The sequence below is a fragment of the Brevundimonas sp. EAKA genome (assembly GCF_000698025.1).
GTDB lineage: Bacteria > Pseudomonadota > Alphaproteobacteria > Caulobacterales > Caulobacteraceae > Brevundimonas > Brevundimonas mediterranea_A.
Genome location: NZ_JMQR01000025.1, coordinates 1 through 11,190 on the forward strand (window position 1 = coordinate 1; position 11,190 = coordinate 11,190).

The 11,190-nt window shown below is 66.5% G+C and carries 16 protein-coding genes; 10 read left to right on the forward strand and 6 right to left on the reverse strand.

From position 1 onward, the window contains the following. Positions 1–40: 40 nt before the first annotated feature. Positions 41–538, reverse strand: a complete 498-nt coding sequence (locus ER13_RS05570) for a hypothetical protein (protein WP_035307436.1) — start codon at positions 536–538, stop codon at positions 41–43. A 149-nt stretch (positions 539–687) separates the two neighbouring features. Here ER13_RS05570 and ER13_RS05575 point away from each other — a divergent pair, with 149 nt between their 5' ends. Continuing rightward, positions 688–1,392, forward strand: a complete 705-nt coding sequence (locus ER13_RS05575) for a response regulator (RefSeq protein WP_035307437.1) — start codon at positions 688–690, stop codon at positions 1,390–1,392. Continuing rightward, the gene (locus ER13_RS05580) at positions 1,389–2,711 is read left to right on the forward strand and encodes a HAMP domain-containing sensor histidine kinase (protein WP_052004888.1); all 1,323 of its coding nucleotides are present in this window, start codon (positions 1,389–1,391) and stop codon (positions 2,709–2,711) included. The genes ER13_RS05575 and ER13_RS05580 overlap by 4 nt, the downstream gene beginning before the upstream one ends. 10 nt (positions 2,712–2,721) lie before the next feature. On the opposite strand, the gene ER13_RS05585 is transcribed toward ER13_RS05580, so the two are convergent. Beyond that, positions 2,722–3,627, reverse strand: coding sequence for a LysR family transcriptional regulator (locus tag ER13_RS05585; RefSeq protein ID WP_008261539.1), 906 nt, complete (start codon positions 3,625–3,627; stop codon positions 2,722–2,724). A gap of 91 nt (positions 3,628–3,718) precedes the next feature. Here ER13_RS05585 and ER13_RS05590 point away from each other — a divergent pair, with 91 nt between their 5' ends. Further along, positions 3,719–4,696, forward strand: a complete 978-nt coding sequence (locus tag ER13_RS05590; RefSeq protein ID WP_035307481.1) for an NAD-dependent epimerase/dehydratase family protein — start codon at positions 3,719–3,721, stop codon at positions 4,694–4,696. Positions 4,697–4,923: 227 nt separating this feature from the next. Here the strand turns inward: ER13_RS05590 and ER13_RS05595 are convergent, their stop codons facing one another. Then, positions 4,924–5,544 (reverse strand): recombinase family protein, encoded by a 621-nt coding sequence (locus ER13_RS05595; protein ID WP_035307439.1) that lies wholly within the window; start codon positions 5,542–5,544, stop codon positions 4,924–4,926. A 53-nt stretch (positions 5,545–5,597) separates the two neighbouring features. Here ER13_RS05595 and ER13_RS18325 point away from each other — a divergent pair, with 53 nt between their 5' ends. After that, positions 5,598–6,209, forward strand: a complete 612-nt coding sequence (locus tag ER13_RS18325) for a hypothetical protein (RefSeq protein WP_155988097.1) — start codon at positions 5,598–5,600, stop codon at positions 6,207–6,209. 21 nt (positions 6,210–6,230) lie between these two features. Here ER13_RS18325 and ER13_RS18330 read toward each other — a convergent pair whose 3' ends face one another. Together ER13_RS18330 and ER13_RS05605 are read right to left on the reverse strand one after the other, a co-directional pair. After that, positions 6,231–6,812, reverse strand: a complete 582-nt coding sequence (locus tag ER13_RS18330; RefSeq protein ID WP_155988099.1) for a hypothetical protein — start codon at positions 6,810–6,812, stop codon at positions 6,231–6,233. A 114-nt stretch (positions 6,813–6,926) separates the two neighbouring features. Then, positions 6,927–7,322: a hypothetical protein gene (locus ER13_RS05605; protein WP_035307443.1), complete on the reverse strand. Its 396-nt coding sequence runs from the start codon at positions 7,320–7,322 to the stop codon at positions 6,927–6,929. A 641-nt stretch (positions 7,323–7,963) separates the two neighbouring features. Here ER13_RS05605 and ER13_RS05610 point away from each other — a divergent pair. From ER13_RS05610 to ER13_RS05635, 6 genes are all read left to right on the forward strand, one after another. Continuing rightward, a complete protein-coding gene (locus tag ER13_RS05610; RefSeq protein WP_035307445.1) occupies positions 7,964–8,707 on the forward strand; it encodes a hypothetical protein in 744 nt (247 codons plus the stop codon). 88 nt (positions 8,708–8,795) lie between these two features. After that, a complete protein-coding gene (locus tag ER13_RS05615; RefSeq protein WP_155988101.1) occupies positions 8,796–9,365 on the forward strand; it encodes a hypothetical protein in 570 nt (189 codons plus the stop codon). Beyond that, the gene (locus ER13_RS05620) at positions 9,365–9,769 is read left to right on the forward strand and encodes a hypothetical protein (RefSeq protein WP_035307448.1); all 405 of its coding nucleotides are present in this window, start codon (positions 9,365–9,367) and stop codon (positions 9,767–9,769) included. The genes ER13_RS05615 and ER13_RS05620 overlap by 1 nt, the downstream gene beginning before the upstream one ends. Then, complete coding sequence (locus tag ER13_RS05625; protein WP_035307449.1) at positions 9,766–10,068, forward strand: hypothetical protein; 303 nt, start codon at positions 9,766–9,768, stop codon at positions 10,066–10,068. The genes ER13_RS05620 and ER13_RS05625 overlap by 4 nt, the downstream gene beginning before the upstream one ends. Before the next feature lie 23 nt (positions 10,069–10,091). Next, positions 10,092–10,496, forward strand: a complete 405-nt coding sequence (locus tag ER13_RS05630) for a hypothetical protein (protein WP_035307450.1) — start codon at positions 10,092–10,094, stop codon at positions 10,494–10,496. A gap of 136 nt (positions 10,497–10,632) precedes the next feature. Next, a complete protein-coding gene (locus ER13_RS05635; RefSeq protein ID WP_155988103.1) occupies positions 10,633–10,908 on the forward strand; it encodes a hypothetical protein in 276 nt (91 codons plus the stop codon). Here ER13_RS05635 and ER13_RS18970 read toward each other — a convergent pair. Beyond that, a complete protein-coding gene (locus ER13_RS18970; RefSeq protein WP_155988104.1) occupies positions 10,889–11,080 on the reverse strand; it encodes a hypothetical protein in 192 nt (63 codons plus the stop codon). The genes ER13_RS05635 and ER13_RS18970 overlap by 20 nt on opposite strands. Positions 11,081–11,190 lie beyond the last annotated feature (110 nt).

Here is an 11,190-nt window from a genome sequence, read left to right on the forward strand (position 1 = left end):
AGCTGGGGGTGAGGCGCTCCGCCCGAACCGGGAAAGGGGGTCAGTAGGGGCGGGTGACGGTCGAACTGCGCGTGGCGCCGTTGTTCGCGGTGGCGGTGCGGTTCACGGTGACGCCGTCGTCGTCGCGATAGGCGTCGATCTGGCGGTCATAGCCGTGGCCGTGCGAGGTCTGCACGCTGGACGACCGGCTGTAGTGGTCGTCGCCGTAGGCGGTCGAAGCCGCGCGGGTCTGGGTGTTACCGGCCGGGCCGGTGCGGACGGCCGTCGTGGCGTAGCCGTTCCCGGTGTCCACCGTGGTCCTGGCGCGGGCGCTGGACCAGCCCTGGCCGTCCACCGATCCATAGCGGGAGACCGTGGCCGAGCCGGGGCTGCGGTAGATATCCGCGCCGCGCATGGCGCTGTGCTGGGCGCCGGTGACGCTGGCCGAGCGGTGGCGGGAAACCGATTGAGCCATGGCGCTGTCGGCCGCAGCGGCGAGGCCGGCGACCACCAGCAGCCCCGTCAGGGCGGCGGCTGCGAAGGGACGACGGGAGGTCATGGGCAGGCTCCTTGTGCGAGGTCCGGCCTGTTCCGGACGACTGCAGACTGACAGATCGGCCCGTCCGGGGTGTGTCGCCCCGGCGCCCGTGCGTAACAGCGTGTATCCTCTACTGGCGGGGCGGAGGCGGTTGCGCCAAAGCTTGGCCCATGACGACGGCTTTGATCCATCTGGTCGAGGACGACCCCGAAATCCGCGACCTGGTCTGCGCCCTGCTGGCGCGCGAGGGTCTGGACTGCGCGGCCTTCCCCGACGCCGCAGCCTTTTGGCGAGCCTGGGCGGTTCAGCGGCCGGACCTGGTGGTGCTGGACCTGATGATGCCGGGCGAGGACGGCCTGTCGGTCTGCCGCCGCATCCAGGGCGCGGTCCCGGTGCTGATCGCCTCGGCGCGAGGCGAGCCCATGGACCGGATCGTGGGGCTGGAGGTCGGGGCCGACGACTATGTCGCCAAGCCGTTCGTGCCGCGCGAGCTGGTCGCCCGCATCAAGGCCCTGCTGCGTCGCCGCGACCGGGCCGAACCCCGGCCGCCGGCCCGCCGTCTCGCCTTTGGCGGCTGGCGCCTGGACCTCGCCTCCCGCGCCCTGACCGATGCGGATGGCCAGGCGGTGGAGCTGACCGGCGGGGAGTTCGACCTGCTGGCCGCCTTCGTCAGGCGTCCGCAGCAGGTCCTGTCTCGCGACGACATCATGGACGTGCTGAAGGGCCGCCAGGCCGACGTCTTCGACCGCTCCATCGACATCCAGGTCTCGCGCCTGCGCCGCAAGCTGGGCGACCATCCCCGCGAACCCCGGCTGATCCGCACGGTGCGCAACGCCGGCTATCTGTTCACCGCAGACGTCGAGGTCCAGTCGTGAGACGCCTGGGCCTCGCCAACCGCCTGACGCTGACGCTGGTCCTGGTCGTGGTGGCGCTGCAGGCGGTCAGCGTCCTGGGCCTGATGAGGTTCCAGCGCGGCGATCAGGACGAATGGCGCCTGCCTGTGCCGGTGCGGATCGCCGCCGCAGCCGCCGCCCTGGACCGCACGCCGTCGCAAGAGCGGGACGACCTGCTGGTGGCCCTGAACGGCGACGCCACCCGCTTCTTCATCGCCGACGGGGTTCCGGCCGGCTATCGCGCGCACGGCGGCCCCCTGCCCGCGCTGTTGCGCAGCTATGACGCGGCCCTGGGCGCGCGCGACGTCCGCCTGCTGGTTCCCGAGGAGCGCCGCCGCTTCCGCCCTCAAGTCCAGCGACGACAGACCGCCGTCTATGCGGTGTCGGTCGCGTTGGCGGACGGCCAGAGGCTGGTGGTCGCGCCGGGCCTGGGGCAACGTCGCCGCAGCATGGCCATGGCCGCCCTGGTGTTCAGCCTGCTGGTCGGGCTGACGGCCGCCTTCCTCGTGTGGCGGATGGTGCATCGGGCGACCCGCGACCTCCAGGCCATCGCCGACGCTTCCGACCGTTTCGCCCGCGATCTCGGCGCCCCGCCGATGGACGAGACCGGCCATGCCGAGGCGCGCCGCGTGGCCTCGGCCTTCAACCGCATGCGGGCGCGCATCAAGGCCCTGGTCAGCGAGCGCATGCGGATGCTGGCCGCCGCGGCGCACGACCTGAAGACCCTGATGACCCGGCTTCGGCTACGGGTCGCCCTGATCGAAGACCCGGACCAGCGGGCGCGGGCGGACCGGGACGTGGCCCTGATGGCCACCTTGATCGAGGATGTGCTGCTGGTCGCGCGCGGCGAGGAAAGACCCGCTGTCCTCGCCCCCGTCGATGTCGCCGAACTGGTGACGGAACTGGTGCGGGAACGCGCCGCCCTGGGCCAGGCGGTGACCCTGGGACGGCTGGAGGCGGGACGGGTCCAGGCCTACACGGGCGGCCTGCGCCGGATTCTCGAGAACCTGATCGAGAACGCCGTGACCTACGCCGGTTCAGCCGAGGTCGGCTTCGAACGCGACGACGACCGCTGGCGGCTGACGGTCGTCGATCACGGTCCCGGCCTGTCGCCGGCGTTCGAGGCCCAGGCCTTCGAGCCCTTTGCGCGGGGCGAGGCGTCGCGCAGTCGCGAGACCGGCGGTTCCGGTCTGGGCTTGGCGATCGCCCGTTCCCTAGCTCAGCAGATGGGCGCGAGCGTCCGCCTGGAGACCACGCCCGGCGGCGGCCTGACCGCCGTGATTCTGTTCAGGACCGACTGACTACCGCGCCCTACCGCGCCGAGGATCCGACGATCCTCGACAGGCCTTCGACCAGGGCGTCGAAAACGGCGCGGCAGCGGGCGTTTCCGCGCAGATCCCCGTGCATGACGATCCAGGTCTCCAGCGCCATATGAAAGGCGTCGGGCAGGACGCGGACCAGATCCGGCTGGCGCGCCGCGACGACGGTCTGGCAGATGCCGATCCCGAACCCGGCGCGGATGGCCGCCAGCTGGGCCACGTCGCTGTCCACCCTCAGGGCGAAGGCGTCGCGGCTCAGGGCCGGATACTGCTGGACCGCAGCCCGGATCGCGGGGGTTTCGACATCATAGCCGATCAGGTCGTGATCCTTCAGATCGGCCAGGGTCCGGGGCGTCCCGCGTCGCGCCAGATAGTCGCGATGGGCGTGCAGGCCGATGGCCAGGGCGCCGACATGGCGCGAAACCAGGGCCTGCTGCTCGGGCCGGACCATGCGAACGGCCACATCGGCCTTGCGCTGCAACAGATCGTCCAGGGCGTTGGACGGCGACAGCTCCAGCGCCAGCCCCGGATGGGCCTGACGCATCCGGGCCAGTATGGGCGGCAGATGTTCGACCGCCACCACCTCGCTGGCGCTGATCCGCACCGTGCCGGAGAGGGCGCCGCCCCCGCCCCCACCCTCGGCTGTGCGGCGCAGGGCGGCCGAGGTCGCGGCCAGCCGCTCGGCCAGGGGCTTCAGCTCCAGCGCCGCGTCCGTGGGGGACAGGCCCCGGGGCGTGCGCAGGAACAGCTTGGCGCCCAGGGCCGTCTCCAGGGCGTCGATATGGCGGGCGATGCTGGGCTGGCTCATGTCCAGACGCCGCGCCGCGCCGGACAGCGACCCCTCGCGCAGCACGGCGTGGAAGGTGCGATACAGATCCCAGCTCGGCTCACTGTTCATTGGTTTTCGTATAGCAGGTGCAGATATTTCGACAATTCCGTTGATCCGGCGTTCGGTCGATACAGGCTTCATCAAACGGATGGAGCGCGACATGACGACGAAATCAGCCCTGGTTCTGGGCGCCACGGGCGGCGCGGGCGGGGCGGTGGCCGAGCGGCTGCTGAAGGCGGGATGGTCGGTGCGCGCCCTGCATCGCCGACCCGAGGGCGTGCGCGGCGACGCGCGGATCGCCTGGATCAGGGGCGACGCCATGTCGGCGGCGGACGTCGCGGCGGCGGCCGAGGGCGTGTCCCTGATCGTCCATGCGGTCAATCCGCCCGGCTATCGCAACTGGAACACCCTGGTCCTGCCGATGCTGGACAACACCATCGCGGCGGCCGAACGGAACGGCGCGCGCATCCTGCTGCCCGGCACGGTCTATAACTACGGCCCCGACGCCTTCCCCGACATCGCCGAGGATGCGCCCCAGAACGCCAGGACCCGCAAGGGCCGCATCCGGGTCGAGATGGAACGTCGCCTGAAGGCGGCCGCCGATCGCGGCCGGGCCAAGGTGCTGATCGTCCGCGCCGGCGACTTCTTCGGGCCTGAGGCGGCCAACAACTGGTTCAGCCAGGGCCTGGTCAGGGCCGGTGAACGGCCGACCGCGATCACCTATCCGGGCAAGCCGGGCGTCGGGCACCAGTGGGCCTATCTGCCGGACGTGGCGGAGGTGATGGTCCGCCTGGTCGAACGCAACGACCTGGAGGCTTTCGCCCGCTTCCACATGGAGGGCCAGTGGGACGCCGACGGAACCCGGATGACCGGCGCCATCCGCCGCGTCCTGGGCGAGCCCAAACTGCCGATCAAGCCCATGCCCTGGCTGGTGATGCGTCTGGCCGCGCCCTTCGTGCCGCTGATGCGCGAACTGATGGAGATGGCCTATCTGTGGAAACGCCCGGTCCGCCTGACCAACACCCGGCTGGAGGCCCTGATCGGCCCCGAACCGCGCACCCCGCTCGACGAGGCCGTGCGGGCCACCCTGGCGGGGATCGGCAGCCTGTATCCGGCCCATGCGGACAAACGCCCGTAGAGGCGACGGGCGAAGAAGACTGACTGTAGAAGGGAGGATGGTGGACGCGACAGGGACGGGGGTGCCGTCGTCGTCGGCGTGCTGGTAGGCCGGGCTATCGGCAGGGGGAGTGGGGCCGTCATCGGCCATGAGGATGCTCCGCGACTCGGATGTTCGAGCCGCGAAGGAGAGTCCTCGGAGCGTTCAGGGTCAACGTCGTCCACGGTCCTGAACGACCGTCTCTGACGTCAGGCGGGGACGCTCTCCTCACGGTCCTCGACCGGCGTCATGGCTCGCTTGATGCGGCCGACCGAGGCCGAGGAGACGCCGGTGATCTTGGCGACCTGTCGGATCGAGTGACCGTCCGCCAACGCTTTCTGGACCTTCTGCCGAACCTTCAGCGAGAGGTTGGGGCGCCCGAAGGTCACACCGCGCGCTCGGGCACGGGCGAGGCCCGCGTTAATCCGGCTGGTGATGATGGCGCGCTCGAACTCGCTGAACACCGCCAGCATCTGGAAGAGCATCCGGCCGCTCGGCGTCGATGTGTCCACGGCCTGCTGGTGCAGGTAGAGGTCGCAGCCACGGGCTTGGATGTCGTTCAAGAAGCTGACCAGATCGGGCAGCGACCTTCCGAGCCTATCGACGGCGAACGCCGCCACCATGTCGATCTCCCGACGATGGATAGCCTTCAGGAGGGCGTCGAAGGCGGGCCGCTTGTCCCGGCCCTTGGCGCCGCTGAACCCCGCATCCTCGAACACCTCGACGACGGTCCAGCCCGACCGTTCGGCTACCTCCATCAGGATGCGCCGCTGGTTCTCGGTCGTCTGGGAATCTTGGCTGACGCGGAGGTAAAGACCTGCTCTCTTCATCTCCCAGACGATGTCATGGATCGTTCGGGCGTCAATCAGATCGGCGGGGCAGCATGGCGATTCTAACGGTGGGCGGTCTCGCTCTGGTGGCGCATTCGTCTGGCGGTGCGATCCTGTCTTATGGCGGGTCTTATCTCGGCGGCACGCTCGTCGGGGCAAAGGTGGTGTCGGGGTTCGTCACCGCTGCCGGTGTGTTGTCCCAGATGTCGGCGACAGCGGTGTCCGTGGCTTCTGCTCCTGCCACCATGCCCATTCTCGCAGGAGCCGCTACGGTCGCGGTCGTGGCGGCCGGAGCCTACTGCTATTTCCACGGCATCCCGGCGCCGGTCGTTGAGATGTTGAGCGCGGCAGGGGTCGGGTCGGCTGGAGCCAAAGGCTTCGCCGTGACCGTCTCCAAACTGGCACCGGCTCTGATCGCGCTGGGCGTGGCGGGCTACCTCTCCTACGTCGTCTACAAGGACTTCAAGGCGTTCAAAGCCGACTATCAGGCTCGCGTGGCCCAGCCGACCGGCGACATCGACAGCGACGCGCACGCTTACCCCTATGCCTTCAACAGCGAGGGCAAGCGTCGGCAGTCGTGGTGGGCTTGGCTGATCAGCGTCGTTGCCCGGTTGATGGGGCGTAAGCCGAGCGGTCAGGTGCCGGTCAATCGGCGACTGACGTAGAGGCTGCGGATCGTCGGGGCGTCAATCAGACCGGGCTACTCGCCCCAGCGCAGATAGTCGGCGTGCGATCTCTTCGCTCGATAGCGGCGCCTTCGATGTCGAAGGGGCGCGAGGAGTGGCGGGCGCCTTCGACGGTCGGGCGGCTCTCCGCTGTCGGCGCCGCTCGAACAGGAGATCGAGCAGGCGCCACGCGAGTTGGGTGCTCCACTGTTCGCCGCAGGCGGTCTTCACCCCTTGCTTGTTCAGGAGGCGTGCGACGTCGGCCGGTTTGCGGAATCCATTCTCGGCCAGCTTCCAGACGATGGGTTCGAGATCGTCCAGCACGCGATCCTTGGAACGGCCGCCGAAGCTGAAGTGGACGAGTTCGGCTGCCGAGATCGGCTTCTTCTTTTGTGCAGGCTTCGGGGCAGACGGCTTGCGAGCGTGAACAGGAGCCGGTCCCGGCGGCGGCATATGTTCCGACCGCTGGAGCGTCGGTTCGTGGGCTTCAACTTCCCGAGCCAGCAGGCCCTTTCCGCCGCTTCGCTTTCTCGCTGCCGAGCGGGGTGCACCGGACCAGCCGAGGATGGTGCTCCCGCCAAGATATGTGCCCGTCTTCGACATGCCCCGCCCTGTCCTCCGAAGGCTCCAGCCTATTCGCCGCAGATTATGCGGTGAATAGCGGCCGTAATCACCGCGCGACCCTCATGATGCAGATGTTGTCTGCGGCCGAAGCGTTCAGCGTGCGAGGCGAGAAGCACATGTCCGATTGGCTTGCCTGTAAGCGTTCTGGAAGCCGGTGAAGGCCCGCTGGTCGCGCGCGTTCTGGGGAAGCGTGTTTCCAGCGGCGTGGCTGCGATAAGCGAAGTCCGCCCAATCTGCGCCCAATTGAGTTCGGTCCATCGAGTAGGAAACCTCCGTCACAATGCACTGACACAGGCTGGCAGGTGTGATGCGAAGGCGGTCGAGCATTTCCCGCACGTCGGGCGGACTGTTCTGGCTGCGGCAGAAGTTGTCCGCCGTCAGTTCGATGACGTCCCTGTCGGACGCTCGACCAGCGACTTGAGCGTCAGCGGCGTTCGCCAAGGCAATCGCCGAACATACAGCGGCGAACGAAAGCGCAGCCAGCTTCATGGATGTGTTCAAGTTCCGCCCCCAGACAATCACTGGCCACCTAACAGATTGCTGTCGTTCCGGCCACGCTGGGCGCCTGTCTCGAACCACATGGTTCTGACGATGGCAGATCGCGCGCCGGAAACGCCGCTGCGGCAGGTGCCGATTCACACCAGATTTTGAGACGCCAGATTCCAACCCGTTCGCGGCGTGCTTGATCGGCCTTCGGCCTCGTCACCTGAATTGTTTGGCGCCGACGAGATCGAGGTCTTCAACATCGGCGGATCAATGAAACGGCCCGACGCCCAGTCGGGTCGTTCATGGTCTGGCCGAACGACGTCGTGGCCGGAGCAGAGCGACGGACGCGGCTCGTCCGACCGGGCTATGGTGTTCTATCGCCGGGACGGCCAACCGCCTTCAGCGGTCGTCCGCTCCTGACGATGATGTCCCGCAGATCGCCTCGGCCTTCCGCCTCCTCGATCCACGGCCGATCATTCATCAGTAGGTCGCAGATTGATCTGGTCCGATCCCTTCACCTCGGCTCCTCGTCGAGAACCCGGCCCGACAACCCATTCGCACCTTTCTCTATAAGCACGCTGCGAATGGGTTGCCCCTGAACCCTTCCTTCAGACCGTCCGAGGCAGGGGTGAGGAAGGATCAGCATGAGCGTGGGGAAGCAGGGCGTGGGTGAGATCAGTCTACTGGATCGTTCGGCGGCAGAGGCTTTCGAGCGACTTGCTTCAGCGATGGGCGCGGAGGACTGGGACGGTGCCGTCGCGGCCCAAATGGAATGGCTGCTTTGGCGCGTTGCCACCTTGCTGGAGAAGGCTGATGTCGATGTCTCAGCGCTGGTGACGGCCCCGGACTTGCCGGGGCGGATCGTCGGCTTGCTGACGGCGGTCGCGGCGGCCTCATCGCGTGACGATCTTTCTCCCCGAATGACCAAGAAACTGGATGCCGCTCAAGGGGCGCTGGAGGCCATGCTCACCCAACTGGCGGCCTTGGGCCAAGTTGAACGGGAGGAAGCGCGGCCTTCCATCTTGGTGCTCGCTGGTGGTGAGATTGCGCGCGCCGAAGTGCTGCTGGCCTTGGCCGAGGCGGAACTCTGGGATCAGTTCACCGACCTTCAGGAGCGTGTGAAGAAGCGCAACGGCGGTCGTCGCGCGGGCTATCAAGCTCCGTGGGAAATCGGGTTCGGAAAATTCATTGCGCCTCGTTTCGCCGATGGTCAGTCGATGGACCGGGCCGAACTGATCCGAAAAGCAAAGCAGTGGAACGAGAAAGCCATTCTGGAAGGACGCGGCTATGGCATTCCCGGCAGTGATGTTGGAATCGGAAAGGGCATAGATCGGTTGGCGGAAAAGGGCATGGTCAGAAAGACGAAGAAAAGCCGGAGTCGAATATAGAAACCGGTGAGTTTGCGTTTCTATCTGGGGCCTCATCGTTCTGGCTTCTTCCGTTCGTCGCAACATCGCGGCGGATGGAGACCAGAGAATGTTCGGCCTTACGATAAAGAGCGAATGCACCACTACGGCGGCCCGCCTGTTGGCGGATCACCAGATCGAACTGACGAAGGAGGCGTTTGACCCCTTCATCGAACGGTTCGACCGCACGGTCATCGTGTTCGACAGTGAAGGTGCCCGCATCTTCGCCAAAATGCTGCTGGCCGACCTCGACCCCGAAGCCGAGTTCCTCGAAGACGCCGAGGTGCGAGAGGTCGAGATCGCCGCCCGGCGCAAGAGCCAGAGCTACACACCCGCCGAGGCGGATGCGGCAAGAGCGCGATACGATGCGCTGAAGGGGCTGGTCATTCCCAAGGGCACCCAGTCGGCGCCCGCTCACAAGGCGTGGGTGACGATCAGGGAGTGGGAGGCTGCGGCGCAGCGCGGCGAGTGGACCCACCGCTGGAGCGTCCAATTCCGGCTCGGCTCCCAGATGTTCGCCGAGGCCCAGCGCGCCGTTCACCCGCGACAGGCCGCCAACGCCATGACCCGCTTCATCCGTGATCTGCGGAAGTCCCATCATCGGGTCGAAGTCGTCGCCAAGATGGTGGAGGCGATCTGATGGCCCGCTCATCATGGACAAAAGGCGAGCCGCTCGACGCCTTCACCTCGGGATATCGGCCGCATCGCACTGATCGGCGAGCCATCCACGAATGGACGGTCGCGCGCCTTCGCCGTCTTGCGCCGGAGCAGATCAGAGAGCGGCTCGATGAGGGGATGCGAAAGGCGTCAGGCGCGCTGGCAGCATTCGCCACGATGTCGCCGACAGCCAAGGTCAAACGCGCAAAGGCCAACGCCAAGGCGCACAAAAATTGGATTTGGATGATCCGGGCCGAATTGGACCGGCTTCATCCCCGGTCTACAGGTCGGGCCGCCACGCGCCCCCGCCGCAAGCCCCGGCCCGGCTACCTCCAGACCGAGGCCAAGGCGTTTCAGGCCGCCCACTCGAAGAGGCGCGCGCAATGATCGCCTACGTCCTCGAATACGATTGGGTTTGCACCAGACGGGGCTGGAGACTGCACTACGAAGGGCATGAGTCGGTCGAAGAAGACTTCCAGTTCCAGCAGACCGACGCCTGTTTCCCGAGCAGCCACCTCACCGCCAGTGTGCTTCAGGGGATCAAGGCATACCTCGACCAGCACGGCCTGAACCCGCGTGTTTTCATGGTGGTATCGACCATCGACGAGAACGACGCCCACGGCGTGCTCCGTTTTGAAGCCCATCAGGTGAACGCTGCCGTGCTCACCAAACTCTTCTGCTCATGACCCGACAAAAAGGAACCCGCCCCATGCCCCTCCGTAAGCGTGGCAAAAACCTAAACACGACGCGCATCGTCGAAATCTTGAATGCTAACGGCACCGCTACCGAGGTCGCCGAGGTGACCGGCTATTCCATCAGCACTGTCCGAAAAGTGCGAAGGCTGGAAGGCGAGATCGGTGATCTGTTCCGAATGGACTACATCGCTCCTCGTTTGATGGCGGCCGGTTTGATCACGCGTCGTGGCGACCTGACCAACGCCCTGCCAGCGGACAGCGAGATCGCGGCGGTGCTTGGTCTTCATCACTGGCGCAAGTGCCGGGCAGTCATTCAGAGGCGTCGAGCCGCGAACGCGCTGGCCGTAGAGATCGGCGGCCTGAAAATCATTCACGGCTGCGTGGACCGCTTTTTCGAGAGCGGCGGCCGACTGGAATGAATTCGGTCACTTCGGCCACGGGCACGCATGTCGCGGGCACCAACCGAAAAGGTTGTCCATCCGTGCTGCCTGTCCCTTACGCCATCCTAACAAGACGCCCGGCGGCTTGCGCTTGGCACATCCTACTGGAGAAAATGTGGCTACTGGATACATCAGCGTCGAACCGATGACCCTCGCAGAGGTGATCGAACTGGCCGAAGCGCAAGGCTACACGGTCACGGTCGAAGCCGGAACGCCGACCTCCATCAACCTGCTTTCCGAGGACGAACGCTACGGCTGCTATGGCATGTCGGAAGAGGTGGGCCTCGATGGCGAGACCCATATCGGCAGCATGGGCAATCCGAAGCTCGACGGACTGGAGATGGCTGGTGAGGGTTCTGAAGACTACGTTGCTATCTGCGGGGAGGAGTAGCGGGCTTCGGTTTCGATGTGGAGCGGCGAGACGCGCTCTTGGCTTCCGCCGCTAAATGACGAAGACGTTCGAGGAGCAGCTTTTTGCGGTTCGACAACCAGTCCGGTGGAAGTTGGCGATGCTTCCAGTTTTCAAGATCATCAAGCGGGAACAGGAGATCATCGTCGTTCACCGCCGTGCCTCCTTCTCCAGCCACAACACCGCCCAACCGACCCGGAGTGCGAGCATAAAACGGCATTCGCGCCAGAGCGTCTGGAAGAGGTCGATGAGAGCATCGCTCGA

What these genes read in the sequence shown, in the direction of transcription:
- ER13_RS05570 (WP_035307436.1), bottom strand. Translation starts at nt 538, where the DNA reads ATGACCTCCCGTCGTCCCTTCGCAGCCGCCGCCCTGACGGGGCTGCTG.
- ER13_RS05575 (WP_035307437.1), top strand. Translation starts at nt 688, where the DNA reads ATGACGACGGCTTTGATCCATCTGGTCGAGGACGACCCCGAAATCCGC.
- ER13_RS05585 (WP_008261539.1), bottom strand. Translation starts at nt 3,627, where the DNA reads ATGAACAGTGAGCCGAGCTGGGATCTGTATCGCACCTTCCACGCCGTG.
- ER13_RS05590 (WP_035307481.1), top strand. Translation starts at nt 3,719, where the DNA reads ATGACGACGAAATCAGCCCTGGTTCTGGGCGCCACGGGCGGCGCGGGC.
- ER13_RS05595 (WP_035307439.1), bottom strand. Translation starts at nt 5,544, where the DNA reads ATGAAGAGAGCAGGTCTTTACCTCCGCGTCAGCCAAGATTCCCAGACG.
- ER13_RS18325 (WP_155988097.1), top strand. Translation starts at nt 5,598, where the DNA reads ATGGCGATTCTAACGGTGGGCGGTCTCGCTCTGGTGGCGCATTCGTCT.
- ER13_RS18330 (WP_155988099.1), bottom strand. Translation starts at nt 6,812, where the DNA reads ATGTCGAAGACGGGCACATATCTTGGCGGGAGCACCATCCTCGGCTGG.
- ER13_RS05605 (WP_035307443.1), bottom strand. Translation starts at nt 7,322, where the DNA reads ATGAAGCTGGCTGCGCTTTCGTTCGCCGCTGTATGTTCGGCGATTGCC.
- ER13_RS05610 (WP_035307445.1), top strand. Translation starts at nt 7,964, where the DNA reads ATGAGCGTGGGGAAGCAGGGCGTGGGTGAGATCAGTCTACTGGATCGT.
- ER13_RS05615 (WP_155988101.1), top strand. Translation starts at nt 8,796, where the DNA reads ATGTTCGGCCTTACGATAAAGAGCGAATGCACCACTACGGCGGCCCGC.
- ER13_RS05620 (WP_035307448.1), top strand. Translation starts at nt 9,365, where the DNA reads ATGGCCCGCTCATCATGGACAAAAGGCGAGCCGCTCGACGCCTTCACC.
- ER13_RS05625 (WP_035307449.1), top strand. Translation starts at nt 9,766, where the DNA reads ATGATCGCCTACGTCCTCGAATACGATTGGGTTTGCACCAGACGGGGC.
- ER13_RS05630 (WP_035307450.1), top strand. Translation starts at nt 10,092, where the DNA reads ATGCCCCTCCGTAAGCGTGGCAAAAACCTAAACACGACGCGCATCGTC.